Annotated in this window: 23 protein-coding genes and 1 tRNA gene; 13 read left to right on the top strand and 11 right to left on the bottom strand. The window is 73.7% G+C overall.

The genetic code is table 11. The annotated features are described in order from the left end of the window. Positions 1-26 precede the first annotated feature (26 nt). Positions 27-110: transfer RNA gene (locus ABZ836_RS19210), tRNA-Met, on the top strand. A 364-nt stretch (positions 111-474) separates the two neighbouring features. Further along, positions 475-2,061 (top strand): TROVE domain-containing protein, encoded by a 1,587-nt coding sequence (locus tag ABZ836_RS19205; protein ID WP_361143671.1) that lies wholly within the window; start codon positions 475-477, stop codon positions 2,059-2,061. A gap of 61 nt (positions 2,062-2,122) precedes the next feature. Here ABZ836_RS19205 and ABZ836_RS19200 read toward each other — a convergent pair whose 3' ends face one another. Next, positions 2,123-3,370, bottom strand: coding sequence for a TerD family protein (locus ABZ836_RS19200; protein ID WP_356131092.1), 1,248 nt, complete (start codon positions 3,368-3,370; stop codon positions 2,123-2,125). Between the two features lie 166 nt (positions 3,371-3,536). Between ABZ836_RS19200 and ABZ836_RS19195 the strand changes: the two genes are divergently transcribed. From ABZ836_RS19195 to thpD, 5 genes are all read left to right on the top strand, one after another. Then, complete coding sequence (locus ABZ836_RS19195) at positions 3,537-4,139, top strand: TIGR03086 family metal-binding protein (protein WP_356131094.1); 603 nt, start codon at positions 3,537-3,539, stop codon at positions 4,137-4,139. A 353-nt stretch (positions 4,140-4,492) separates the two neighbouring features. After that, the gene (ectA, locus tag ABZ836_RS19190; RefSeq protein ID WP_356131095.1) at positions 4,493-5,059 is read left to right on the top strand and encodes a diaminobutyrate acetyltransferase; all 567 of its coding nucleotides are present in this window, start codon (positions 4,493-4,495) and stop codon (positions 5,057-5,059) included. A 97-nt stretch (positions 5,060-5,156) separates the two neighbouring features. Further along, positions 5,157-6,428, top strand: a complete 1,272-nt coding sequence (ectB, locus tag ABZ836_RS19185) for a diaminobutyrate--2-oxoglutarate transaminase (RefSeq protein ID WP_356131096.1) — start codon at positions 5,157-5,159, stop codon at positions 6,426-6,428. Positions 6,429-6,501: 73 nt separating this feature from the next. Then, positions 6,502-6,900 (top strand): ectoine synthase, encoded by a 399-nt coding sequence (locus ABZ836_RS19180; RefSeq protein WP_356131098.1) that lies wholly within the window; start codon positions 6,502-6,504, stop codon positions 6,898-6,900. A gap of 80 nt (positions 6,901-6,980) precedes the next feature. Further along, complete coding sequence (gene thpD, locus ABZ836_RS19175; RefSeq protein WP_356131132.1) at positions 6,981-7,820, top strand: ectoine hydroxylase; 840 nt, start codon at positions 6,981-6,983, stop codon at positions 7,818-7,820. Positions 7,821-7,875: 55 nt separating this feature from the next. Here thpD and ABZ836_RS19170 read toward each other — a convergent pair whose 3' ends face one another. The 3 genes from ABZ836_RS19170 to ABZ836_RS19160 all read right to left on the bottom strand — a co-directional run bounded on the left by ABZ836_RS19170 (position 7,876) and on the right by ABZ836_RS19160 (position 11,021). Next, entirely contained in the window at positions 7,876-8,922 is a 1,047-nt protein-coding gene (locus tag ABZ836_RS19170; RefSeq protein ID WP_361143665.1) for an aminotransferase class V-fold PLP-dependent enzyme, read from the bottom strand. 136 nt (positions 8,923-9,058) lie between these two features. Next, the gene (locus tag ABZ836_RS19165) at positions 9,059-9,778 is read right to left on the bottom strand and encodes a DsbA family oxidoreductase (protein WP_356131102.1); all 720 of its coding nucleotides are present in this window, start codon (positions 9,776-9,778) and stop codon (positions 9,059-9,061) included. Between the two features lie 142 nt (positions 9,779-9,920). Then, a complete protein-coding gene (locus ABZ836_RS19160; protein WP_361143662.1) occupies positions 9,921-11,021 on the bottom strand; it encodes an aminotransferase class V-fold PLP-dependent enzyme in 1,101 nt (366 codons plus the stop codon). Positions 11,022-11,239: 218 nt separating this feature from the next. On the opposite strand from ABZ836_RS19160, the gene ABZ836_RS19155 reads away from it, so the two are divergent. Continuing rightward, a complete protein-coding gene (locus ABZ836_RS19155; RefSeq protein WP_361143660.1) occupies positions 11,240-12,742 on the top strand; it encodes a substrate-binding domain-containing protein in 1,503 nt (500 codons plus the stop codon). Positions 12,743-12,775: 33 nt separating this feature from the next. Beyond that, on the top strand, positions 12,776-13,867 hold the full coding sequence (locus ABZ836_RS19150; RefSeq protein ID WP_361143657.1) for an amidohydrolase family protein: 1,092 nt from the start codon (positions 12,776-12,778) through the stop codon (positions 13,865-13,867). 302 nt (positions 13,868-14,169) lie between these two features. Here ABZ836_RS19150 and ABZ836_RS19145 read toward each other — a convergent pair whose 3' ends face one another. The 3 genes from ABZ836_RS19145 to ABZ836_RS19135 form a co-directional block, all read right to left on the bottom strand. Further along, positions 14,170-14,961 carry an enoyl-CoA hydratase/isomerase family protein gene (locus tag ABZ836_RS19145; RefSeq protein ID WP_356138290.1) on the bottom strand — a complete coding sequence of 264 codons (792 nt, stop codon included), beginning with the start codon at positions 14,959-14,961 and terminating at the stop codon, positions 14,170-14,172. Between the two features lie 134 nt (positions 14,962-15,095). Further along, positions 15,096-15,317: a helix-turn-helix domain-containing protein gene (locus ABZ836_RS19140; protein WP_030578326.1), complete on the bottom strand. Its 222-nt coding sequence runs from the start codon at positions 15,315-15,317 to the stop codon at positions 15,096-15,098. 319 nt (positions 15,318-15,636) lie between these two features. Further along, entirely contained in the window at positions 15,637-17,235 is a 1,599-nt protein-coding gene (locus ABZ836_RS19135; RefSeq protein WP_361143654.1) for an ABC-F family ATP-binding cassette domain-containing protein, read from the bottom strand. Positions 17,236-17,469: 234 nt separating this feature from the next. On the opposite strand from ABZ836_RS19135, the gene ABZ836_RS19130 reads away from it, so the two are divergent. Beyond that, positions 17,470-17,895: a VOC family protein gene (locus ABZ836_RS19130; RefSeq protein WP_361143650.1), complete on the top strand. Its 426-nt coding sequence runs from the start codon at positions 17,470-17,472 to the stop codon at positions 17,893-17,895. Between the two features lie 123 nt (positions 17,896-18,018). Here ABZ836_RS19130 and ABZ836_RS19125 read toward each other — a convergent pair whose 3' ends face one another. The 3 genes from ABZ836_RS19125 to ABZ836_RS19115 all read right to left on the bottom strand — a co-directional run bounded on the left by ABZ836_RS19125 (position 18,019) and on the right by ABZ836_RS19115 (position 21,553). Next, positions 18,019-19,482: a hypothetical protein gene (locus ABZ836_RS19125; RefSeq protein ID WP_361143647.1), complete on the bottom strand. Its 1,464-nt coding sequence runs from the start codon at positions 19,480-19,482 to the stop codon at positions 18,019-18,021. 89 nt (positions 19,483-19,571) lie between these two features. Beyond that, positions 19,572-20,705 carry an alpha/beta fold hydrolase gene (locus ABZ836_RS19120; RefSeq protein ID WP_361143644.1) on the bottom strand — a complete coding sequence of 378 codons (1,134 nt, stop codon included), beginning with the start codon at positions 20,703-20,705 and terminating at the stop codon, positions 19,572-19,574. 137 nt (positions 20,706-20,842) lie between these two features. After that, a complete protein-coding gene (locus ABZ836_RS19115) occupies positions 20,843-21,553 on the bottom strand; it encodes a class II aldolase/adducin family protein (protein WP_361143835.1) in 711 nt (236 codons plus the stop codon). A 302-nt stretch (positions 21,554-21,855) separates the two neighbouring features. Between ABZ836_RS19115 and ABZ836_RS19110 the strand changes: the two genes are divergently transcribed. Both ABZ836_RS19110 and ABZ836_RS19105 read left to right on the top strand, forming a co-directional pair. Beyond that, a complete protein-coding gene (locus ABZ836_RS19110) occupies positions 21,856-23,109 on the top strand; it encodes an inorganic phosphate transporter (RefSeq protein WP_356138299.1) in 1,254 nt (417 codons plus the stop codon). 37 nt (positions 23,110-23,146) lie between these two features. Then, entirely contained in the window at positions 23,147-23,368 is a 222-nt protein-coding gene (locus tag ABZ836_RS19105) for a hypothetical protein (protein WP_356138301.1), read from the top strand. A gap of 108 nt (positions 23,369-23,476) precedes the next feature. On the opposite strand, the gene ABZ836_RS19100 is transcribed toward ABZ836_RS19105, so the two are convergent. Continuing rightward, entirely contained in the window at positions 23,477-24,256 is a 780-nt protein-coding gene (locus tag ABZ836_RS19100; RefSeq protein WP_361143640.1) for a nucleopolyhedrovirus P10 family protein, read from the bottom strand. 86 nt (positions 24,257-24,342) lie between these two features. Here ABZ836_RS19100 and ABZ836_RS19095 point away from each other — a divergent pair, with 86 nt between their 5' ends. Beyond that, the gene (locus ABZ836_RS19095; RefSeq protein ID WP_356138304.1) at positions 24,343-24,768 is read left to right on the top strand and encodes an Asp23/Gls24 family envelope stress response protein; all 426 of its coding nucleotides are present in this window, start codon (positions 24,343-24,345) and stop codon (positions 24,766-24,768) included. Positions 24,769-24,847: the final 79 nt, after the last annotated feature.

The following is a 24,847-nucleotide window of genomic DNA, read 5'->3' as shown; positions in this document are numbered from 1 at the left end:
CGCGCGACCCGAGGCCGCCCCCCTAGAGTCATGCTCGTCCAGGTGCGACAGGCAGGACCTACTTCCACTCATAATGGGGCGGTCGCGGGTTCGAGTCCCGTCATCGACTTCGGGTCGGTGTAGCTCAGTTGGCAGAGCACCAACACGGTTCCGCCGATGTGATCTCTGGACACAAGCGTCATCCGCACCTCCCGGTGCGCAGGCCGCGGCTACTTCCCTTTCCTGGATCCCGTGCCGCTGCCGACCCTGATCTCGGGAGGCGTGGCGGACGGTGCGTGCCCGGTGCGCAGGCAGCGGCTACTTCAGCGGGTCGCGGGTTCGAGTCCCGCCACCGGTCGCACGACCGGTGTAGCTCAGACGGTTAGAGCAGCTGACCCACAGCCCGCGGCCGACCTCGATCTCGGGCACGCTCCCTTTGCCACGCCTCCCCCGACTCCTTCGGACCAACGCCCAGGAATTAGGGGGGAATGCACCATGGCCCGCTTCAACACCAGGCCGCCCGCGGCGGCCCGTCCCGCCTCGCCCGTGGCCACCACCGGGCGTCCGCTCGCCACCCACCAGGGCGGCCGCGGCGCCGAACGGGACGAGCGGTCCGAGCTCTTCCTGCTCGCCGTCGACAACTTCGTGTCCCAGAGGACCTTCTACGAGCCCGGCGCCGCCCGCGACGAGCGCTTCGCCCGGCTGGTGCGCCGGCTCGCCGTGACCGACCCCGCCTGGACGGCCGGTCTGCTGGGCTGGCTGCGCGGCGAGGGCGGGATGCGCACCGCCTCGCTGGTCGCCGCCGCCGAGTATGTGAAGGCACGCCTGGACGCGGGGGCCACGGACGGCCCCGCCAACCGTGCGGTGATCGCCTCCGTGCTGCTCCGGCCGGACGAGCCCGGCGAACTGCTCGGCTACTGGACGTCCGTGTACGGGCGCGCCGTGCCCAAGCCGGTCAAGCGCGGCATCGCCGACGCCGTCCGGCGGCTGTGGACCGGCACGGCGCTGCTGAAGTACGACACCGGAACCAAGGGCTACCGGTTCGGCGACGTCCTCAACCTGGTGCACGCCACCCCGGACCCGGAGCGGCCGTGGCAGGGCGACCTGTTCCGCCACGCCCTGGACCGCCGGCACCACCCGAAGAGCGCCGAGCCGCCCGCGTCGCTGCCCGTGCTGCGGAAGCACCGCGCGCTGATGGCGCTGCCCGTGGCGGAACGCCGGGCCGTGGTCACCGGACCCGGCGGCGCCGAGCGGCTGGCGGAAGCCGGGGTCACCTGGGAGGCGCTGGCGGGCTGGCTGCAGGGGCCGATGGACAAGGAGGCCTGGGAGGCCGTCATCCCGTCCATGGGGCCGATGGCGCTGGTGCGCAACCTGCGCAACTTCGACCGGGCGGGCGTGTCCGACGAGGTGGCCGCCGAGGTCGCGCGACGGATCGCCGACCCGGCCGAGGTGGCCCGCTCACGGCAGTTCCCCTTCCGGTACCTGGCCGCGTACCGCAACGCGCCGTCGCTGCGCTGGGCGTACGCGCTGGAGCGGGCGCTCGGTCACTCGCTGGCCAACGTGCCGGCGCTGCCGGGGCGGACGCTGGTGCTGGTCGACCGGTCCGGCTCGATGTTCCACGGCCGGGTCTCCGACCGCTCCGAGCTCACCCGGGCCGACGCGGCGGCGGTCTTCGGCACGGCGGTCGCCCTGCGGGCCGCCGACGCCGACCTGGTGGAGTTCGGCACCAGCAGCCGCGCGGTGCCGTTCACGGCCGGGGAGTCGGTGCTCAAGGTGCTGGACCGGTTCCACGACCTGGGCGGGACCGACACCACCGAGGCGGTGCGCACGCACTACCGGGGGCACGACCGGGTGCTGATCGTCACCGACGAGCAGTACGCGCCCAGCCGCCACGGCTCGCCGTTGCGGCAGGTGCCGTCCCGGGTGCCCGTCTACACGTGGAACCTGGCCGGCTACCGCGCCGGACAGGGCGACTCCGGCAACTCCACCCGGCACACCTTCGGCGGCCTGACCGACGCCGCCTTCCGGATGGTGCCGCTGCTGGAGGCGGCGGGCCGGGCCGACTGGCCCTGGGAGGAGTGACCGGTGACCGCGGGGCCCGGGGCAGGGTCCCGCGGTCACCGGCCTCAGCCCACGGGCGGCGTCACAGTGCCTGGGCGCCCGGCTTGAGCATGTCGCGGACGGTGCGGGCCTTCACGAACTCGCCGATGGCCGTCATCTCCCACTCGCCGGAGTACTGGCGGATGAACTTGGCCATCATCACGCCCGTCCTGGGCTCCGCGCCGGTCAGGTCGAAGCGGACCAGCTCGTTGCCCGCTGAGTCCAGCAGGCGGCAGTAGGCCTTGGCGACCTCGGTGAACTTCTGGCCGGTGAAGGAGTTCACCGTGAACACCAGGCCGGTGACCTCCTGCGGCAGCCGGCCCAGGTCGACCGCGATCACCTCGTCGTCCCCGCCGCCCTCACCGGTGAGGTTGTCGCCGGAGTGCTTGATCGCGCCGCCCAGGATGGCCAGCTTGCCGAAGTAGCAGGCGTCGACGACGTTGCGCTGCGGGCCGTAGGCGATGACCGAGGCGTCCAGGTCGATGTCCCGGCCCCGGTAGGCGGGCTCCCAGCCGAGACCCATCCGCACCTGCGAGAGGACCGGCTGCCCGCCCTTGACCAGGGAGACCGTCTGGTTCTTCTGCAGGGAGACGCGGCCCTTGTCCAGGTTGATCTTGCCGCTGCCCGGGGCCGGGGCGGCGGGGGCGGCCGGGGCGGGGGCTGCCGGGGGAGTGGAGGCGAAGGCACGCGGGTCCGCGATCGTGGGCTGCGCGGGCGCCACCGGCGGCGCGGCGGGAGCCGGAGGCGCCGGGGGCGCGGCCGGGGCGGCCTGCGGCGGGGCCGCCGGGGCGGGGGCGGGCTCCTCCACGGAGACGCCGAAGTCGGTGGCGATGCCGGCCAGTCCGTCGGCGTACCCCTGCCCCACCGCGCGGGCCTTCCAGGTGCCGTTGCGGCGGTAGACCTCCATCACCACCAGCGCGGTCTCGGAGCCGAGGCCGGGCGGGGTGAAGGTGGCGAGGACGGAGCCGTCGGCGGCGTCCCGCAGGGTGGCGGTGGGCTCGACGCCCTGGAAGGTCTGGCCGGGGGCGTCGGGGCTGGCCGTCACCACGATCTTCTCGATGGCCGGGGGAACGGCGGCGGTGTCCACCGTGACGGAGTCCGGGGCCGTCCCGCCGCCGGAGCGGTAGGTCACGCCCGGACCGGCCGGCTGGTTGTAGAAGATGAAGTCGTCGTCCGAGCGCACCTTGCCGTCGGCGGTGAGCATCAGGCCCGAGACGTCCAGCCGCACCGGCGCGGCGACCTCGACCGTCACACGGGCGGGGCTGAGTGGAATGTTCGAGCCAGGGGTCATAGCGGTCATGTGAGGGAGAACGAGCGGGACGCTTTTACCGTTCCCTTACCGGGGCCGGACGGGTGGGATCGCCGGGGGACCGGTGAGTTTCCGTGCCCCGTGGGGTCCCCACCGGTAAGCGGGGCACACCGCACCGCGCGGCGCACCCACACCACGGAGGCTCCCGATGACCGACGCACCGCCCGACCTCGGCGCCCAGACGCGCGAACTGATCCGGCTGGCCGGAGGCGTGGACGACGCCGCCCTGGACCTCCCCACGCCCTGCCCCGACTACGCCGTCCGCCATCTGCTGGCCCACCTGGAGGGTCTGGCCGTGGCCTTCCGGGACGCCGCGCGCAAGGACCTCGGCGCCACCACGGACACCTCGCCGGACAGCGCCCTGCCCGAGCTGCGGCCCGGCTGGCGGGACCGCCTGCCGCGCGTGCTCGGCGAGCTGGCCGAGGCGTGGCGCGACCCGTCCGCCCGGGAGGGGACCACCCGGGCCGGGGGAGTCGAACTGCCGGGCGCCGTCGCCCAGGCCGTCGCGACCGACGAACTGGTGGTGCACGGCTGGGACCTGGCGCGGGCCACCCGCCAGGAGTACCACCCCGACCCGGCCGCGCTCCGCAGCGCGCACGCCTTCCTCGTCGAGACGGCCGAGGGGCCGGCCGAGGAGCGCGACGCCGTCTTCGGTCCGCTGGTCCCCGTCCCGCAGGACGCGCCGTTGGCCGACCGGGTCGCCGGGCTGAGCGGACGTGACCCGCGATGGCCGGAAAGCACGCACCGGTGAGGAATTCAGGCATTCGCCCGGCGGAATACACCGAGGCGAGCGGAAGGGAATTGAATAGCTGAAGGTCCGCCCGTTCCCTTTTCTCCGTCGCTTTCTCTCATGCCCAGGGCGCGGCTCGCCAAACGTCAAGATTCCGCGAAGATCACGGGGGTGGATCGCGGGCGTTCCCGAGTGTTACGCCAATGTAATCAGGCTCACAGGGCGTCCGTTTTGCGAGGTAATTACCGGACAAAGCGCGCGAGTTGTCGGGTCTGGGGGGCGGGCTCCGCGCCCGCGTGATATCACAGCGCGCCCGGACACGTAACCCCGCGCGGGAATGCATTTCTCATTCTCGCTGGGTAAGTTCAATTCGCATGACTGCCCTACAAGCAGCCCCGACGACGACGCAGACGACCTCTTCCGAATTCACCGGCGGATTCCGTGACGGATTCCGCGTCGACCGCCCGAACGTGGCCGACGGCGCCTCCCTCTGGCGCATCGCCCGCGACTCCCGGACGCTCGACCTCAACTCTTCCTACAGCTATCTGCTGTGGTGCCGCGACTTCTCCTCCACCTCCGCGGTGGCCCGCTCCGAGGACGGCAGGGTGGCCGGCTTCGTGACCGGCTTCCTGCGCCCCGAGGACCCCCGGGTCCTCCTCGTGTGGCAGGTGGCCGTCGACGAGCGGTACCGCGGGCACGGCCTGGCCGGCCGGATGCTCGACGAACTGGTGGCCCGGATCGACCGTGAGAGCGAGCTCGGCGTGGACACCGTCGAGACCACCATCACGCCCGGCAACCAGGCGTCCGAGCGCCTCTTCGCCTCCTTCGCGGCCCGCCACGGCGCCGACCTGACCCGCGAGGTGCTCTTCGCGGGCGACCAGTTCCCCGCCGAGGGCGAGGCCCACGCCCCCGAGGTGCTGCACCGCATCGCACCGTTGTGAGCCGACGCCGGAGGCAGCCACCGCGCCCCGGAACGTCCGTGCCCCAGCGGCCCGAGAACCCTCCCTTCTTCCGACATCTCCCGAGGAGTTGTACGTCGTGACCGTCATCCAGCCCGACCTGACCGTCTTCGAGTCCCTGGAGTCCGAGGTCCGCAGCTACTGCCGCGGCTGGCCCACCGTCTTCGACCGCGCCCAGGGCAGTCACATGTACGACGAGGACGGCCGCGCCTACCTCGACTTCTTCGCGGGCGCCGGCTCCCTGAACTACGGCCACAACAACCCGGTCCTCAAGCGCGCCCTGCTCGACTACCTGGAGCGGGACGGCGTCACCCACGGCCTCGACATGTCGACGACGGCCAAACGCGCCTTCCTGGAGACCTTCCACCGCCTGGTGCTCCAGCCGCGCCACCTGCCGTACAAGGTCATGTTCCCCGGCCCGACCGGCACCAACGCCGTGGAGTCGGCGCTCAAGCTGGCCCGCAAGGTGAAGGGCCGCGAGTCCGTCGTCTCCTTCACCAACGCCTTCCACGGCATGTCCCTCGGCTCGCTCGCGGTCACCGGCAACGCCTTCAAGCGGGCCGGCGCGGGCATCCCGCTGGTGCACGGCACGCCGATGCCGTTCGACAACTACTTCGACGGCACGGTCCCCGACTTCCTGTGGTTCGAGCGGCTCCTCGAGGACCAGGGCTCCGGCCTCAACAAGCCGGCCGCGGTGATCGTGGAGACCGTGCAGGGCGAGGGCGGCATCAACGTCGCCCGCCCGGAGTGGCTGCGCGCCCTCGCCGAGCTGTGCGAGCGGCAGGACATGCTGCTGATCGTCGACGACATCCAGATGGGCTGCGGCCGCACCGGCGCCTTCTTCTCCTTCGAGGAGGCCGGCATCACCCCGGACATCGTCACCGTCTCCAAGTCCATCAGCGGCTACGGCCTGCCCATGTCGCTCTGCCTGTTCAAGGGCGAGCTGGACGTGTGGGAGCCGGGCGAGCACAACGGCACCTTCCGCGGCAACAACCCGGCCTTCGTCACCGCCACCGCCGCCCTGGAGACCTACTGGTCCGAGGGCGACGCGCTGGAGAAGCAGACCCTGGCCCGGGGCCTCCAGATCGACCAGGCGCTGGCGCAGATCACAGCCGAGAACCGCCCCCACGTCAAGGAGTACCGCGGCCGCGGCCTGGTGTGGGGCCTGGAGTTCCACGACAAGGAGCGGGCCGGCCGGGTGGCGCGCCGCGCCTTCGACCACGGCCTGCTCATCGAGACCTCCGGCCCGGAGGGCGAGGTCGTCAAGCTGCTCCCCGCGCTGACGATCACCCCCGACGAGCTGGACGAGGGCCTCCGCGTCCTCGACCGGGCCGTGCGGGAAACGGCGTGAGGCACAGGCGCGCTGCTGCCGCCGCCGTCCCGCCCGGCCGACGAACGATCACCAGAGAGGCGAGCACAACACCGTGATAGTCCGATCCTTCAAGGAGATCGAGGGCACCGACCGGCACGTGAAGGCCGCCACCGGTACCTGGGAGAGCAAGCGCATCGTCCTCGCCAAGGAGGGCGTCGGCTTCTCCGTGCACGAGACGGTCCTCTACGCGGGCACCGAGACCACCATGTGGTACGCCAACCACATCGAGGCCGTGGTCTGCACCGAGGGCGAGGCCGAGCTCACCGACGAGACCACCGGCGAGAAGTACCTGATCACGCCCGGCACCATGTACCTCCTCGACGGCCACGAGAAGCACACCATGCGGCCGAGGACGGACTTCCGCTGCATCTGCGTCTTCAACCCGCCCGTGACCGGACGGGAGGACCACGACGAGAACGGCGTCTACCCCCTGATCACCGAGGAGGTCTGAGACACGTGTCCACCGCGACGACCACACCCGCAGGCAACGGCGTCACCGACCTGTACCCCACCCGCGGGGCGCAGGAGGTGATGGTGCCCCGCCAGGACCCCGTCGTCTGGGGCAGCCCCGACGCGCCCGGCCCGATCGTGCCCCAGGACCTCGCGTCCTTCGAGCGGGACGGCTTCCTGGCCGTCGACCAGCTGATCACCCCGGAGGAGGTCCAGGTCTACCGGCGCGAGCTGGACCGCCTGGTCGCCGACCCGGACATCCGGGCCGACGAGCGCTCCATCGTCGAGCCGCGGACCCAGGAGATCCGGTCGGTCTTCGAGGTCCACCGGATCAGCGAGCTCTTCGCCAACCTGGTCGCCGACGAACGGGTGGTGGGCCGCGCCCGGCAGATCCTGGGCTCGGACGTCTACGTCCACCAGTCCCGGATCAACGTCAAGCCCGGCTTCGGGGCCTCCGGGTTCTACTGGCACTCGGACTTCGAGACCTGGCACGCCGAGGACGGGCTGCCGAACATGCGGACCGTGTCGGTGTCGATCGCCCTCACCGAGAACTTCGACACCAACGGCGGCCTGATGATCATGCCGGGGTCGCACAAGACCTTCCTCGGCTGCGCCGGAGCCACCCCGAAGGACAACTACAAGAAGTCGCTGCAGATGCAGGACGCGGGCACCCCGTCCGACGAGGCGCTCACCGCCCTCGCCGGGCAGCACGGCATCAAGCTCTTCACGGGCAAGGCCGGCTCCGCGACCTGGTTCGACTGCAACTGCATGCACGGGTCCGGCGACAACATCACGCCGTTCCCGCGCAGCAACGTCTTCGTCGTGTTCAACAGCGTGGAGAACGCGGCCGTCGAGCCGTTCGCCGCGCCGGTGCGGCGCCCCGACTTCCTCGGGGCCCGCGACTTCACGCCGGTGCGCTGACGACCGTTTCACGGCGCGCCGACGACCGTCACGGCGCGCTGGGCATCCCCTTCGCTCAGCGCGCCAGGACGTCGAGCAGACGGTCGACGTCCGCGGGGCCGTTGTGCAGGTGGAAGGCGGCCCGCAGACTGCCCGCACGGTCGGAGACCTCGATCCCGGCCGCGGACAGCTCGGGCTGCCGTCCGCCCAGCCCCGGCACCGACACGATCGCGGACCCGGGGGAGGGCACCGGCTCGTGCCCCAGCCGCGCCAGCCCGTCGCGGAACCGCTCCGCCAGCGCCAGGTCGTGGGCGTGGATCGCCTCCACCCCCAGCTCCTCGACCAGCGCCAGCGACCGCGGGGCGGCGGCGCAGGCGACGCTCTGCGGCTCGTCGAACCGCCGCGCGGTGCGGGCGAGTTCGGTGACCGGCCCGTAGCAGCTCGCCCACGGTTCCTGGCCCGCCACCCAGCCGGCCGACAGCGGGAGCAGCCCGCCGAAGTCCTCCGGCACGGTCAGGAACGCCAGGCCGAACATGCCGCACAGCCACTTGTGCGTGACGGTCACGGTGAAGTCGTACGCGCCGGCGTCCAGCGGGAGCCAGCCGGCGGCCTGGGAGACGTCGAGGCAGATCCGGGCGCCGTGCGCGGCCGCCGCGGCGCGCAGTCCGGGCAGGTCGACCAGCCGCCCGTCGGCGGACTGGACGGCGCTGACCACGACCATCGCGGTCCCCGCGCCCACCGCGCCGGGGATCCGCTCCAGCGGCACGGAACGCACCCTGAGGTCGCCGCGCACGTGGAACGGATTGACCAGCGAGCTGAAGTCGCCCTCCGCGGTGAGCACCTCGGCCCCCGCGGGCAGCGAGGCCGCGACCAGGGCGCTGTAGGAGACCACCGACGAGCCGACCGCCACCCGGTCGGCGGACACCCCCATGATCCGGGCGTACGCCGCGCGGGCCTCCTCCACCTGGCCGAACGAGTCGGTGGGCCGACCGGCCACGCCGTCGTCCAGCGCGGCGCGGACCGCCCGCACGCTGCGGGCGGGGAGCAGGCCGACCGCCGCGGTGTTCAGGTACACGCTCTCCGGGCGGAACTCGGACGGGACGACGCTGTCGAGGATCGGCATGGCCTCACGATGCCCGTCCCGTCCGCCCCGCGTCCACAGGGCGTCCGCCCGGCGGGTCCCCGCGCCGGGTGTCCCCGCCGGGTGGGCCCGCAGGGCGTCCGCGCCGGGTGTCCCTGCCGGGCGTCCGCCGGGTGCTTCACGCCTCCTGGTGCCGCGGGACCTCACAGCCGTCGGGGCCGCAGGCGTCGCCGCCGGAGAGGACCGTCAGCGGGGTCCGCTCGCCCCAGGCCTGGGTCAGCGCCTGGGAGAAGAGCTCCGCCGGCTGCGCCCCGGAGACCCCGTACTTCCGGTCGATCACGAAGAACGGCACCCCGGTAGCCCCCAGGGCCGCCGCGTCCCGCTCGTCCGCCCGCACCTCGTCCGCGAACGCCGCCGGGTCGCCCAGCACCGTGCGCACCTCGTCCTCGTCGAGCCCGGCCCGCACGGCCAGCTCCACCAGGTACTCGTCCGCGTCGGCGAAGACGGACCGCTCCTCGGCGAAGTTGGCCCGGTAGAACAGGTCCAGCAGCTCGTCCTGGCGTCCCCGCTCCTTGGCGAGCTGCAGCAGCCGGTGCAGGTCGAAGGTGCCGCCGTGGTCGCGGCCCTCGGCCCGGTACGGCAGGCCCTCGCCGGCCGCCTGCGCCGCCAGGTTGGCCTCACCGGCCCGCGCCTGCTCCTCGGTCATGCCGTACTTCTTCGCCAGCAGCCCGAGGACGGGCTCCACGTCGCCCTTGGCCCGCCCGGGGTCCAGCTCGAACGACCGGTGCACGACCTCCACCTCGTCCCGGTGCGCGAACCCGGCCAGCGCCTTCTCGAAACGGGCCTTGCCGACGTAACACCAGGGACAGGCGATGTCGGACCAGATCTCCACACGCACGGGGGCACTCCTGAAAACTCGCGACGATACTCGGTGCGGCAACACGCGCACCCGGCCACCGCATTCCCGCAGCGGGGCGGATCGGCGCGGCGGCGCCCGGCCGGGGCCGCGGGCCGGGCGCCGTGGTCCGTACGGGAGCGGACTACCTCCAGGAGGCCGCGGCGGCCCGCAGCGCGCCCGCCAGGTCGGCCTCCACGCCGCGCTCCGCCAGCGCCGCCCCCAGCGCCGCGAGACTGCCCTGGACCGCACCCGGCGTGGCGTCCCGGCCGTAGTGGTTGACCCGGATCATCTCCGCCGCCAGCGCGCCACCCCCGGCCGCCAGCGGCAGCGCCGGGTCCGCGGCCAGCGCCCGCGCCACCAGGTCGGAGGCCACCACGCCCTCCGGGGTGCGCAGCGTGGTCGCCACCGGCGCCGCGTCCCGCGCGTCGTGGACATACGGCGTCAGCCCCCCGCCCAGCGCCAGTACCCCGGCCCGGGTCGCCGCGGCGGCCGCCGCGTGCCGGCCCATCAGGGCCTCCAGCCCCTCCTGCTCGACCCGCTCCACGCAGGCCTCCAGCGCCAGCATCTCGAGCTGCGCCGGGGCGTGCAGCAGGGCGGTGCGGCCGCGGTCGATCCAGCGCTCCTTCCAGTCCAGGAGCGACAGGTAGGAGTGGCGGGGCGCCTTCGGGTTGGCGGCCATCCGGGCCCACGCCCGCTCGCTCACCGACACCGCCGAGACGCCCGCCGGGCCGCCCAGCGCCTTCTGCGCGCCGATCACGCACAGGTCGACGCCCCACTCGTCCGTCAGCACCGGCTCGGCCCCGATGGAGGCCACCGCGTCCAGGTACAGCAGGGCGCCGTGCTCGCGGACCACCTCGCCGATCTCCGCGACCGGGTTGGTGTTGCCGGTGGCGGCCTCGGCGTGCACCAGGGAGACGAAGTCGATCTCCGGGTGCTCGGCCAGCGCCTCCCGGACCTGCCCGGCCGTCACCGCGGTGTGGAAGGGGACCGCCAGGTCGTGCACGGTCGCGCCGCAGTCCCGCAGCCAGTCGCCGAAGGTCTGCCCGTACGGACCGGTGATCACGTTCAGCGCCACCGTCCCCGGCCCCGCGCACCCGCGGATCGCGCCCTCCAGCGGGAGCAGCGCCTCACCCTGGGTGATCACGACGTCGTCGGTGGTGCCGAGGAGCCGCGCCACCCGGTCCGCGACGGCGGCGAAACGGGCGGCACCGAGCGGAGCCAGGTCCAGGAAGGGATGGGTCACGGTGGGGCTCTCTTCGCTGAGGGAGTGCGGGTGGTACGGGTGGTGCGCCCCGAGGGTAACCGGTGCCCGCGGGAGGCCGCGGACCGCCCGGTTCCGGCTCGTCGCCGTACGCGGTCCGCACCCCGGCCGAACGCCCCGGCAACGGCCGGTGAACTTCACCGGTCACTGTCCCTCCCGGACTCCCCAGGACGACGGGCCGACCGTACTTTGTGCGCATCATGGACACGATCCCCTGGGAGATCACTCTCACCGTGCTCGGCGTCGTCATCCCGACGGTGGCCGGCGTGTACGAGTTCTTCTTCATCGGCAGGAAGCGGCTCGGCTACCGGATCCAGATGGACACGCGGGCCTTCGGCGAGGACTTCGCCGGCGCCCGGCACCCGTCGCTGGTGCTGGTGCGGATCGAGAACAACGGCTCCGTGCCCGTCGACGTCGACGACTACATGGAGAGCGAGCCCGTCGGGCTGTCCGTCCGCTTCCCGCGCCGCCGCGTCGTGCGCGCCTTCGACCCCACGCGCCGCGGCCCCAGCTCGCCCACCAACGCCATCCCGCTGCTCAACCGGGACCCGGAGCGTGCCGACCCCGACGTGCTGCGGCTGCCCCGCGTCCCGCTCAACCCGAACGAGCACTACAAGGTGCTGGTGGTGCTCGACGAACTCGACGGGGACAACGCCCCCGAGCGGGACGGCGACGAGTCCGACGCGGTGATGGAGAGCCGGATCAAGGGCGGCCGGATCACCCGCACCCGCTACCGGGCCCGCGTCTCCCGCGGCGTGGTCGCGCTGATCACCGTGATGGCCTCGCTGATCGTCGCGCTGTACTACGTGTCCGAGGACAACTCCACCGCCGCGGTCGACTGCGCCTCCGGGAAGCTCGCCGTGGTCGGGTCCACCGCCTTCCGCCCCGTGCTGGAGAAGGCCGCCGCCAGCTACCGCGAGGCCTGCCGCGAAGCCCCCGGGGACGTGGAGATCGACATCCGGGCCACCGGCAGCCAGGAAGGCGTCCGCACCCTCGACGAGGCGGGCCGCGAGGCCGGCGAGGACGGCCCGGCCATGCTCGCCTTCTCCGACGGCCGGAAGGGCGACGGCCACCCGCAACTCCTGCCCCGCCCCGTGTCGTTCTCCCTGTTCACCCTGGTCGTCAACAAGGCGGCGGGGGTGCAGGACCTGACGCCGGAGCAGATCCGGCGGATCTACGCCGGCCGGTACCGCAACTGGAGCGACGTCGGCGGCAACGACCTGCCGATCGCCCTGGTCGGACGCTACTCCAACTCCGGCAGCCGCCGGGCCCTGGAGGAACGCGTGCTCGGCGGCGCCACCGAACCCAACGTCACCTCGCACGACTGCCGTGCCCGCGTCGCCCGCCCCGACCACCCCGCGCTGCGCTGCGAACGCGGCTCCACCCAGGAGGCGCTGGACACGGTGGCCGCCGTCCCCGGCGGTCTCGGCTACGCGGAGGCCCACGCCGCCGGCGCCCGGACGGACCGCCTCCGCCTGGTCCGCATCGACGGCCACCCCGCCGAACTCGACGCCGCCGACCGGGGCGTCTACCCGTTCTGGGCCACCGAGTACGCCTACACCTACGGGCAGCCGCCGGCCGACTCCCTGGTCGCCGGGTTCCTGCGGTACATGACCCTGGAGGTCGGCCAGGACGTCATCCGGGAGTACGGCCAGCGGCCCTGCGCCGACCTCGCCAACCCGAGGCTGTGCCGGCCCTCCTGACGCGGCCGGGGCGAGGGATCTAGGGTGCGTGGCATGAGTGATCACGCGGTGCTGCGGGTGAAGGGGAGGGTGCTGGTCGGGCCCGAGGAGGTCCGGGACGAGATCTGGGTGGTCGGCGGGCGGATCACCCACGACCGCCCGGCCGGCGCCCGGGACGTCCGCACCGTCGAGGGATGGGTCCTGCCCGGACTGGTCGACGCCCACTGCCACGTGGGGCTCGGCGCGGACGGGGCCGTACCGGACGACGTCTCGGAGAAGCAGGCGCTGACCGAGCGGGAGGCCGGGGCGCTGCTGCTGCGCGACGCCGGCTCGCCCGCCGACACCCGGTGGATCGACGACCGGGAGGACCTGCCGCGGATCATCCGCGCCGGGCGGCACATCGCCCGCACCCGTCGGTACATCCGCAACTTCGCCTGGGAGGTCGAACCGGAGGACCTCGTCGCGTACGTCGCGCAGGAGGCGCGGCGCGGCGACGGCTGGGTGAAGCTGGTCGGCGACTGGATAGACCGCGCCGAGGGCGACCTCGCCCCCTGCTGGCCGCGCGGGGCCGTCGAGGCCGCCATCGCCGAGGCGCACCGGCTGGGGGCGCGGGTCACCGCCCACTGCTTCGCCGAGAACTCCCTGCGGGACCTGGTCGAGGCGGGCATCGACTGCGTCGAGCACGCCACCGGGCTCACCGAGGACACCATCCCGCTCTTCGCCGAGCGGGGCGTGGCCATCGTGCCGACGCTGGTCAACATCGCGACCTTCCCGAAGCTGGCGGCGGGCGGGGAGCAGAAGTTCCCCCGCTGGTCCGCCCACATGCGGCGGCTCCACGAGCGCCGCCACGACACGGTGCGGTCCGCGTGGGACGCGGGAGTGCCGGTGTTCGTCGGCACGGACGCCGGGGGGACGCTGCCGCACGGGCTGGTGGCCGAGGAGGTCGCCGAGCTGGTGCGGGCGGGGATCCCGGCCGCCGACGCGGTGGGGGCGGCGTCCTGGGCGGCCCGCTCCTGGCTGGGCCGGCCCGGCCTCGACGAGGGCGCGCCGGCCGACCTCGTCGTCTACGAGACCGACCCGCGCGAGGACGTGGCCGTCCTCGCCGCGCCCCGCCGAGTGGTCCTCAACGGCCACGTGGTCGCGTGACGGGCCCCTGACACCGCGCCCACCCCGCGGGCCGTCGCGTCCCCGGAGGCCCACCCTGCGGCGCGAGCGGCGTCGCGGGTACGGCATGTTCGTGTCTCGGCGGAGGCCCCAACCCGCGGCACCGCCGGGGCGGCACGGGTGGGCGCCGGCGGTGCCGTGCGCAGGTGACCTCCGTACCGCGCAGCCGGTGCCGTGCGCGCGACCTCGCCGCGGCGTCGGCAGGCACCCGGCGCGGAGCGCGCCGCGCGTGACCGCACCGCGGCGCGGGGAAGTGGCCCCGCGCCGCGGCGACGGCGGCGGCGTTACTCGCCCAGGCCCGCGAGGTCGCGAAGACGGCGGCCCTGCGCGGCCCGTTCGGCGGCCCGCTGCTCGTCGAACGTCCGCCCCGCCGCCCCCTGCAGCAACGCCTTCGTCTCGATCACCGCGGACCGCGGAGCCGCCAGCAACGCCGCGGCCAGATCCCGCACCGCCCCGTCCAGCTCCTCCCGCTCGACCGCAAGGTTGGCGAGCCCGCTGCTCACCGCCTCCTCCGCGCCCACGAACCGTCCGGTGGCACAGATCTCGAGCGCACGGGCGTATCCCACGAGCGCCACCAACGGCTGCGTGCCGGTGAGGTCGGGCACCAGGCCCAGGCTGGTCTCCCGCATGGCGAACTGGACGTCGTCCGCGACCACCCGGAGGTCGCAGGCGAGGGCGAGCTGGAAACCGGCCCCGATGGCGTGGCCCTGGACGGCCGCGATCGACACGACGTCGCTCCGCCGCCACCAGGTGAATGCCTCCTGGTACCCGGCGATGATCGCGTCCATCTCGGCCTCGTCGCCGCGCGCCATGTCCAGGAAGGACGGCTCGCCGGGGAAGCCCTCCGGCGTGAACGCCTGCCGGTCGAGCCCGGCGGAGAAGGACTTGCCCTCCGCGCGGAGCACGGCGACCCGGACGGCGCCCGGAAGCACCCGGCCCGCCTCCGCCAGGGCCCGCCACAGGGCCGGGCTCTGCGCGTTGAGCTTGGCAGGGTTGGTCAAGGTCACCGTCGCGGTCTCACCGTCGACGACGAGCCGGACGCCGTCCTTGTCGAGGACAGGGTCGAGCGAAGTCATGACGCCTCCGAATGGGTGCGGTCGGCCGACGCGTCCCCGCGGAACGCGCCGGTAAGTGACTGCACAGTAACCACCCGGCCGGCCGGAGGACCGACCGGGTGGCCGCCGTCATCGGAGTCGAAGACCGGCCGGCCTCAGGCCGACTGCGCCTTCTTGCCGCGCGTCGCCCCGCCACGCCCACGCAGCGTGACGCCCGACTCGCTGAGCATCCGGTGCACGAAGCCATACGAGCGGCCGGTTTCCTCGGCCAGTGCCCGGATGCTCGCACCGGAGTCGTACTTCTTCTTCAGGTCTGCCGCGAGCTTGTCGCGCGCGGCGCCGGTCACCCGGCTGCCCTTCTTCAGAGTCTCGGCCACCCGTGCCTCCTCATGGGAAGTGCGCTCTGGTCCTCTCATGATCACCCCTTGCCGCCGTCCTGGCCACCCATTCGGCAAGGTCCGTGGGACCGGCTTTTGACGACAGGAGAGCGTGCGCACATGCGGAAAGTCTCATTCCGTCGACCGGTACCCGCACGCCTGAACGGTATTCCGGGCGAAGCAGCAGGTCATGGACGCGAAGCGGCCGGGCCCCCGCGAGGCGGGGGCCCGGCCGAGAAATGTGTGCATCACACACCCGGGTACCAGGAGTTCTCACACAGATGAAGGAGCCGGGATCGTCCGAATGATCCAATACGGGTCAGGCGAGCGCCACCAGGTCGGCGTACGAGGCGCCCCAGAGGTCCTCGATGCCGTCCGGGAGCAGGATGATCCGCTCCGGCTGCAGCGCCTCGACGGCGCCCTCGTCGTGCGTCACCAGCACCACCGCGCCCGTGTACGTGCGCAGCGCCCCGAGGATCTCCTCACGGCTGGCCGGGTCGAGGTTGTTGGTGGGCTCGTCCAGCAGCAGCACGTTGGCGGAGGAGACCACCAGCGTCGCCAGGGCCAGACGGGTCTTCTCGCCGCCGGAGAGCACCCCGGCCGGCTTGTCGACGTCGTCGCCGGAGAACAGGAACGAGCCGAGCACCTTGCGGACCTCGACCAGGTCCATGTCGGGCGCGGAGGAGCGCATGTTCTCCAGGACCGTGCGGTCCGGGTCCAGGGTCTCGTGCTCCTGGGCGTAGTAGCCCACCTTCAGGCCGTGGCCGGGGACGATCTTCCCGGTGTCGGGCTGCTCCACCCCGGCGAGCATGCGCAGGAGCGTCGTCTTGCCCGCGCCGTTGAGACCGAGGATGACCACCCGGGAGCCCTTGTCGATCGCCAGGTCGACGTCGGTGAAGATCTCCAGCGAGCCGTAGGACTTCGACAGTCCCTCCGCCATCAGCGGGGTCCTGCCGCAGGGCGCCGGCTCGGGGAAGCGGAGCTTGGCGACCTTGTCGGACTGGCGGACGTCCTCCAGGCCGGAGAGCAGCCGCTCGGCGCGGCGGGCCATGTTCTGCGCGGCGACCGTCTTGGTGGCCTTGGCGCGCATCTTGTCGGCCTGGGCGTTGAGCGCCGCGGCCTTCTTCTCGGCGTTCTGCCGCTCCCGCTTGCGGCGCTTCTCGTCCGCCTCGCGCTGCTGCTGGTACAGCTTCCAGCCCATGTTGTAGACGTCGATGGCCGCCCGGTTGGCGTCCAGGTAGAAGACCTTGTTGACGACCGTCTCCACCAGATCGACGTCGTGGGAGATCACGATGAAGCCGCCGCGGTAGCTCTTCAGGTAGTCCCGCAGCCAGACGATCGAGTCGGCGTCGAGGTGGTTGGTGGGCTCGTCGAGCAGCAGGGTGTCGGCGTCCGAGAAGAGGATGCGGGCCAGCTCGATGCGGCGGCGCTGACCGCCGGAGAGCGTGTGCAGCGGCTGCCCGAGCACGCGGTCGGGCAGGTTGAGCGCGGCGGCGATGGTGGCGGCCTCGGCCTCGGCGGCGTACCCGCCCTTGGTGAGGAACTCCGTCTCCTGGCGCTCGTACTGCTTCATCGCCTTCTCGCGCGTGGCGCCCTTGCCGCCGGCGATGCGCTCCTCGTTCTCCCGCATCTTGCGCAGCAGGACGTCGAGACCGCGGGCGGAGAGGATGCGGTCGCGGGCCAGGATGTCGAGGTCGCCGGTGCGGGGGTCCTGCGGCAGGTAGCCCACCTCGCCGGAGCGGGTGACGGTACCGGCGGCCGGGATGCCCTCGCCGGCCAGCACCTTGGTGAGCGTGGTCTTGCCGGCTCCGTTCCGGCCGACCAGGCCGATGCGGTCGCCCTTGGCGACACGGAAGCTGGCGGACTCGATGAGGACGCGTGCGCCGGCACGCAGTTCGACGCCGGTGGCGGTGATCACGGACAGACTCCAGGGCGTGAGAAGGGCGGCGGACGGGCTTCGCGGAGGCGTACCGCCGTCTAGTGCGCGAGGAGAAAGGCCATGACGGAAGTCTAACGGGCGTATGCAAGCAATTTTCCCGGCGTGCGTTGTCGGACCCGGGTGCAAGACTGTGCAACAGGTCACACATCCGGTGATAACGGCCGGTGCGTGTACCGACGTGCGAACCGACGCGAGAAGGAGGAGGTGGGGGTGATGGGAGCGATGGCCGACGGCCGGAACGGACGGCCGGGCCTGTGCCCGACGCTGCTGTACGCCGACGCCAAGGCAGCGGTGCGGCAGCTCACCGAGGCGCTGGGCTTCCGGGAACTGGCCCTGTACGAGGGCGAGAACGGCACGGTGGCGCACGCCGAGCTGACCCAGGGCGGTGGCGTGGTGATGCTCGGCTCGAAGAAGGGCGACGGCGGAGTCTTCGCCGAGGCCATGCGGGACGCCGGCCCGGCCGGGGTCTACGTGGTCGTCGAGGACACCGACGCCCACCACGCCCGGGCGGTGGAGCACGGCGTCGAGATCCTGCTGCCGCCCACCGACACGGACTACGGCTCGCGGGACTACATGGCCCGCGACCTCGAGGGCAACGTGTGGAGCTTCGGCACGTACGCCCCCGCGATACCGGACTGAGACGCCAGGACCCGGCGGCCCGAGCCACGCCGGTCCCGGCCCGAGCCACGCCGGTCCCGGCCCGAGCCACGCCGGTCCCGGCCCGGGCAGCCGGGCCGGGCCGGGGCGCGGCGGCGGGCCGGTTCAGCCGCCCCCGGTGTGCACCTGGAAGGCGGCCCGGCGCACGGCCTTCGCCAGCGCCGGGTCGGGATGCGCCGCGGCCAGCGCCACCAGCACCTGCACGGTGCGCGGGTGACCGACGGAGCGGACCTCCTCCAGCAACTGGGGCACGGTCGGCTGCAGCGCGGACTCGAGGTGGCGTACGAGCATGGGCCCCTCACCGTGGTCGGCGACGGCCGCCGCGGTGTCCACCCAGAGCCAGGTCGCCTCGTCCCGGGTGAGCACCTGGTGCGCGTCCTCCGGGTCGGCGCCCTCGTGCTCGGCGAGCCAGAGCAGCGCGTAGGGCCGCAGCGCGGCCTCCGAGGCCGCGTCGCGCACCACCGGCTCGGCCGGCGCACCGACCACGCGCAGCGCGTCGAAGGCGAGACCGCGCAGCAGGGCGTCCTCGCCGCGGGCGGCGGCCAGCAGCTCGGTCACCGCGCGGCCCACCGGGCGGGCCGCCAGCCACGCCTGGTACTCGGCGCGCGCCGCCTTGGGGCGCAGCCGGGCGCAGCCGCGGAGCATGTCCTCGGCGGCCTGCTCAATGTTGCCCGCCGGGCTCTGCGCGGCCACGCAGATCTGCTCCAGCTTGACCCAGACCGCCCAGCTGCCGAGCGGGGTCAGGGTGGCCTGACGGGCCGGGCCGTCGCCCTCCAGCTCCAAGGCGCCCACTCCGGCCAGGGCGCCCAGCGCCCACTCGAGCAGCGGGGCGAGCTCGTCCGGGGTCACCGGCAGGGAGGGCGGCCGGTCCTCCGGCCGCGGCGGTGCGGCGGCCGGCTCGGTGGGGGCGGGCCCCGCCTCGGGAACCGCCGTGTAGGGGACCTCGCAGCGCTCGGTGCGCAGTTCGTTGACGCGCTGGCCCAGCAGGTCCAGGAGCTGCTCCACCGGGACGGGCCCGGCCGACAACTGCAGGAAGGAGAGGACCTGGGGCATCGCGGAGACGGTGTCGGCGACCGCGGAGGCGCCCTGGCCGCCGGGCTCCGCACAGGTCAGCGACCAGGCGTCGAACAGGGCGACCCAGCCGCGGAGCACGGCGCTGTCGTCGCGGTCCCAGGCGCGCAGCCGCCAGCCGGGGCGGGCGTCGGCGCCGTGCACCTCGACGAGGCCGGCCAGCCGGGCGATGTCCCAGTCGGACCGGACCTGCTCGACGGTCAGGCCCAGTTCGCGGGCGGCCCGGTCGGCGGTCGGGTCGGACAGGGTGCCCTTGCCGTCGGGGGTGCCGCCCCGGGTGCCGGGGCCGAGCGCCGTGTCGGCCCAGCGGGCGACGCGCACCGCGCCAGCCAGCCGGGTGCGGGCCATCGCGGCCAGGGCGGACCGCGGCGGTGTGCCCTCGGGCGGCCGTGGCGCCGGCCTGGGGACACGCCGCTGGTCCGTCACCCGGGGGGCGGCGGCCAGGGGTCGGGTGCGGACGAGTCGAAGTCTGGAGTCGCGCGGAATACGGGACGTCACGGGGGCAGTCTCTCGGGTGGGGGACCGAAAACCCAAACGGAACGTCCGCCCGGCCTTCGGAAGGGGGTCTCGGAGGGCCGTTCCGGGCCTCACATGAAGGGCGTGAGGAAGCGGCGTACGGCCTCCTCGTAGCGCGCCGGGTCGCTGTTCCACATCGCGGCGTGCGGGGCGCCGCGGAAGGTGCGCAGGGTCACCAGCTGCGGAAGACGGTCCGCCAGCGCGCGGGAGAGCTGCCAGTCGGCGACGCGGTCGTCCGGGCCGTGCAGGATGAGGGTCGGCGTCCGCAGCGGATCCGGGTCGTCCCAGGCGGGGTCCTCGTGGGCCTGGAGCCGGCCGCGGGCGGCGCGCACCGCCAGCGGCAGCAGCGCGCGGGGCACCCCGCGGGCGGTGGCCAGGGTGCGGGCCGTCGCCTCCCAGTCCAGCACCGGGGAGTCCAGCACCACGCCAGCGACCCGGCTCCGCAGCCCGGAGCGCTGGGCGGCGCGCAGGGCCATGGTGGCGCCGGCCGACCAGCCCAGCAGGACCACCCGGCGGGCCCCGTAGCGGACGGCGTAGCGGATCGCGGCGTCCAGGTCCCGCCACTCGGTCTCCCCGAAGTGGAAGCGGCGGTCGGGGGAGCGGGGGGCGCCGGGATCGCCGCGGTGGGCCAGGGCGAGCACCGGGAAGGCCTGGTCGTGGAAGAAGGGGAGCAGGTTGAGCACCTGCTCGCGGGTGGAGCCCAGACCATGGGCGGCGATCACCCAGGTGGAGCGCTGCCCGGGCAGGAACCAGCCGGGCAGCAGGCCCAGCTCGCCCGGGACCTCGACGTCGGCGTAGGTGAGGTCCAGCGCGGTCACCGGGTTGCCGACGTGTACGGCGGAGGTGAACCAGACCCGGTCGCCGCGGCGCAGCGCGCCCCGGGAGACGCGCTCGAGCCGCCGGACCACGGCGTCGGGGGCGTGCGGCAGGTCCTCGCGCACCGGTCCGACCACGGCGTGCGGGCCGCCGTCCCCGGTGTCCCTGCCGACCAGGCCGTACACGCCGGGGCGGAGCGCCGCGAGGTCCCGGGTGAGGCTGATCCAGTCCTCGCCGACGTCGTGCACCGTGAGGTGCGGCTCGGTGGGCAGCGGCCGGTCCGGTGGAGTCCTGAGCGCGGTGTCGCCCGCGAGTCGTCCGGCGGCCACCGCTGCCGCGGCGCCGGCGACCGCGGTGACCGTCGCGGCCTTGAGGTTCACTGTGCGCACCCGTCCAGTTTCAAGGAGCTCTCCTTGCCTCGCCACCGGAGCCGCCACCGGCTCCCAGGGCTTCGTGTGCCCCGTCGCGGCGCCGTCAGCCCTCGGGCGTCCGCGGGCGGCGTCGGCCCCGGGCGTCCGCGGCGCCGTCAGCCCTCGGGCGTGGGGCCCGCGTCGTCCCCGGCCGCCGCGGGCCGGCCGTAGTGCCGCAGGCGCCGTGCCGCCTCGTCGAGCTGGGCCGGTGTGAGCAGCGTGGGGGAGCGGCCGGGGAGCGAGGAGGCCAGGAGCCACAGGCGGCACATCCACTCGAGCTGCGCGGTGCGGTCCAGCGCCTGGTCGAGGTCGTCGCCGTAGGCGACCGTGCCGTGGTTGCGCAGCAGGCAGGCGGTGCGGTCCCGCAGGGCGGCGAGCGTGGCCCCGGCCAGCTCCGGGGTCCCGTAGGCCGCGTACGGCGCGACCCGGACCGGGCCGCCGAGCGCGGCCGTCATGTAGTGGACCGGCGGGAGCTCGTCGACCAGCGTGGAGACGGCCGTGGCGTGCACGGCGTGGGTGTGCACCACGGCCCGGGCGCCGGTCGCGCGGTGGACGGCCAGGTGCAGCGGCAGCTCGCTGGTGGGCTCCGCCGTCCCCAGCCGCCGCCGCCCGTCCAGCCCCACCCCCACGAGGTGGCCGGGCCCGAGCCGGTCGTAGGGGACGCCCGAGGGAGTCACCAGCACCAGGTCCTCGCCCACCCGCACCGAGACGTTGCCGGAGGTGCCGACCACCAGGCCGTCCTCGGCGGTGCGCCGGGCGGTGGCCACCAGCCACCGCCAGGCCCGCGCGGTCTCGTCCGGTACGCTCGTCAGTTCGGTGTCCCGCATGTCCGGGATCCTGCCCGCCGCGCCGGTGCCTCCACCGGCCTTCGCGCCGGGCGTGACAAGGATCTCCACGGGGTCCGCCGTCACCTCCTGGCCGCTCCCCGCCCCGTGGCGCTCTGCACCGCCTTGACCAGGCTGTATCGACAAGTCGACACGTTCTGCCGAGCGGCCATGACCGGCACCAGCCCCTCCCGTGGGGACCGCATGGGTGACCGTAAACCGTCAGTAGGGCGTCAGTTCACCTTCCGTTCACCCTGGTTACCTACGTTCGAATCGCCAATGACGTCGAACGATTGCCTGGGTAAATGGAAAGCTTCTCGCTGATCCTCGCGATTGTGGTGATCACCGCTCTCGCGTTCGATTTCACGAACGGTTTCCACGACACCGCCAACGCCATGGCCACCACGATCTCCACCGGCGCGATGAAGCCGAAGACCGCTGTGGCCATGTCCGCCGTGCTGAACCTTGTGGGTGCTTTCCTCTCCGTGGAGGTCGCCAACACGATCTCCAAGGGACTCGTGGACGAGTCGGGGATCCAGCCCGAGGTGATCTTCGCGGCCCTGGTGGGCGCCATCCTCTGGAACCTGCTGACCTGGCTGGTCGGCCTCCCCTCCAGCTCCTCGCACGCCCTCATGGGCGGTCTGCTGGGCGCCACCGTCGCCTCCGCCGGTTTCGGCGCGGTGCACGGCGGCACGCTGGTCACCAACGTGCTCATCCCGGCGCTCGCGGCCCCGCTGGTGGCCGGCATCGCCGCCACGGTGGGCGCGCGGATCACCTACAAGCTGGGGTCGAAGACCGAGGAGCAGACGGCCAAGAAGGGCTACCGCGCCGGCCAGATCGCCTCCGCGGCGCTGGTCTCCCTCGCTCACGGCACCAACGACGCCCAGAAGACGATGGGTGTCATCACCCTGGCCCTGGTCACCGGCGGCGTCCTCGTCCCGGACTCGGACCCGCCGATGTGGGTCATCGCCTCCGCGGGTATCGCCATCGCGCTCGGCACCTACCTGGGCGGCTGGCGCATCATCCGCACCATGGGCAAGGGCCTGACCGACCTCCAGCCGCAGCAGGGCTTCGCGGCCCAGACCTCCGCGGCCACCGTGATCCTGGCCTCCTCCCACCTGGGCTTCTCGCTCTCCACCACGCACTCCGTCTCGGGTGCCGTGATGGGCGCCGGTCTCGGCCGCAAGGGCGGCGTGGTCCGCTGGTCCACCGCCGGCCGGATGCTGGTCGCCTGGGTGCTTACCCTGCCGGCCGCCGCGCTGGTCGCCGCGGGCGCCGAGTTCGTGACGCAGCAGGGCACCTGGGGCACCGTGGTGGTGGCCGTCTTCCTGGTCGGCTCCAGCCTCGCCATCTGGCTGGTCTCCCGTCGTGAGGTCGTGGACCACACCAACGTGAACGACGTCGACGAGGACGGGGTCGTCGCCGACGCGGTCGCCGCCGTCACCGTCCCCCCGACCCTCGCCGTCGAGGAGGAGCTGGAGCGCGTGATGCCCTCCCAGGCCTCCGGCCCGGCCGTCGGCGCGGACCAGGAGTCCGCGACGTCGCCCGCCAAGGTCTGACGCCCCCGCACACCGGCGAACCAGAAAGAGAAGCAGCATGAAGATCGACTGGGCGGCTCTCGGCTCCGTCTTCGGAGTCAGCCTCGTGGCCACCGTTCTCCTGGTGGGCCTGTTCACCCTCGGCATCGCCGGCCTCTCCCAGCGGGAGAAGGCGGCCCGCACCGGCGGCACGGCCCCGCTCGCGGTCGCCGCCGCGTACACCTGCTTCGCCGCCTGCGCGGCTGCGGTGGCGTTCGGGATCTACCTGATCGTGGCCTGACCCGACGGGCTCCGGCCCACGGCAATCGCCGAAGGGCCCGGCGGAGAGTCGCTCTCCGCCGGGCCCTTCGGCGTTCCCCGGCTTCACCCTTCGGCGCGTTCCCCCGGCTCACTCCACGGCGGTGACCAGGACCGCCACGGCGGCCTCCGGCAGCACCGCCGCGACCGCCTCCCGCACCCCGGTCGCCACCTCCAGCGGCCGCCTCGCCCGGCTCACGGCCACGTCCACCCGCACCAGGTGCCGTCCGGTCGCCCCGTCCCGCGACAGGTGCAGGCCCCGCCGGGCCGGACCGCCGGGCACCACCGGCATCCCGCGCGGCTCCAGCACGCCCGGGACCGCCCGCACCGCCGCCTCGACCAAGGCCTCGTCGGCCCCGGCCGGCGCCGCGTGACCGCCGGCCGGACGCGCCGGACCGGGCGGGGCCGAGGGCTCGTCGGCGTCCGCCTCGGCGTCGGCGTCGTCACCCGGACGGGCGTACTCCTCGAGAAGCAGATCCGCCACCGTCAGGTCCACCTCCTCGACGGCCAGACCGAACTCGACGGCCGCCGCGGCCACCTCCTCGCGCAGCCGGCGTGCCGCCTCGGTCACCGGCCCGCCGCCCACCGAGTCGAAGACCGCCTCCACCCGCAGTGGGCCGGGCGCCACCGCCGCCTCGGGCGCGGGCGGCGCCGGCCGTGCGGCCGAAGGGCCCGACGGCCCCAGCCGCAGGCTCCGCAGCCGGATTCCGTCCACCTGTCGCGCTGCCGTGCGCAGCGCGGCCTCGGCGGGCCGCGCGGCGATCCACAGGCCGTCCCCGGGGGCGCCCAGCGGCAACGGCCTGCCGAGCCCGGTCCGCCGCCGGACCGCCCCGGCCCACTCCTGAGAAGTCCGTCGCGCATGAGAGGTCATTCCTCCACCTTGCCGTATCCGAACGGCGAGTCATGGAAACGCCACTTAGCGTGGTCGCAGGAGGACGACCGAAAGGACGTACGGCTATGAGTGAGACGACTGGCGCCACCGGCGCCGCGGGAACCCGGGGCCGCACCACGATCGCCGACGGAGTGGTCGAGAAGATCGCCGGTCTGGCGGCCCGCGACGTGGTCGGCGTGCACGCCATGGGCAGCGGCACCTCGCGGGCGTTCGGCGCCATGCGCGACCGCGTTCCCGGCGGAGGCGGCCCCAAGGCCGTCTCCCGCGGGGTCAAGGCCGAGGTCGGCGAGGTGCAGACGGCCCTCGACCTGGAGATCGTCGTGGACTACGGCGTCTCCATCTCCGACGTCGCCCGCGACGTCCGGGAGAACGTGGTCGCCGCCGTCGAGCGGATGACCGGTCTCCAGGTGGTCGAGGTCAACATCGCGGTGAGCGACGTCAAGCTCCCCGACGAGGAGGACGAGTCGGCCCCGGAGCCCCGGATCCAGTGACCCGGTCCACCGAACAGAGGCGCCGGCCCGAAAGGGGCGGGTCCGGGACCGGCCGGACCGCGCGGCGCACGACGAGGAG

Origin of the sequence: Streptomyces sp. NPDC047130, assembly GCF_040643475.1 — a bacterium.
In the GTDB taxonomy this organism is placed as follows: domain Bacteria; phylum Actinomycetota; class Actinomycetes; order Streptomycetales; family Streptomycetaceae; genus Streptomyces.
Note: the sequence above shows the minus strand (reverse complement) of the source record. Positions and strands in the feature narration are given on the sequence as shown.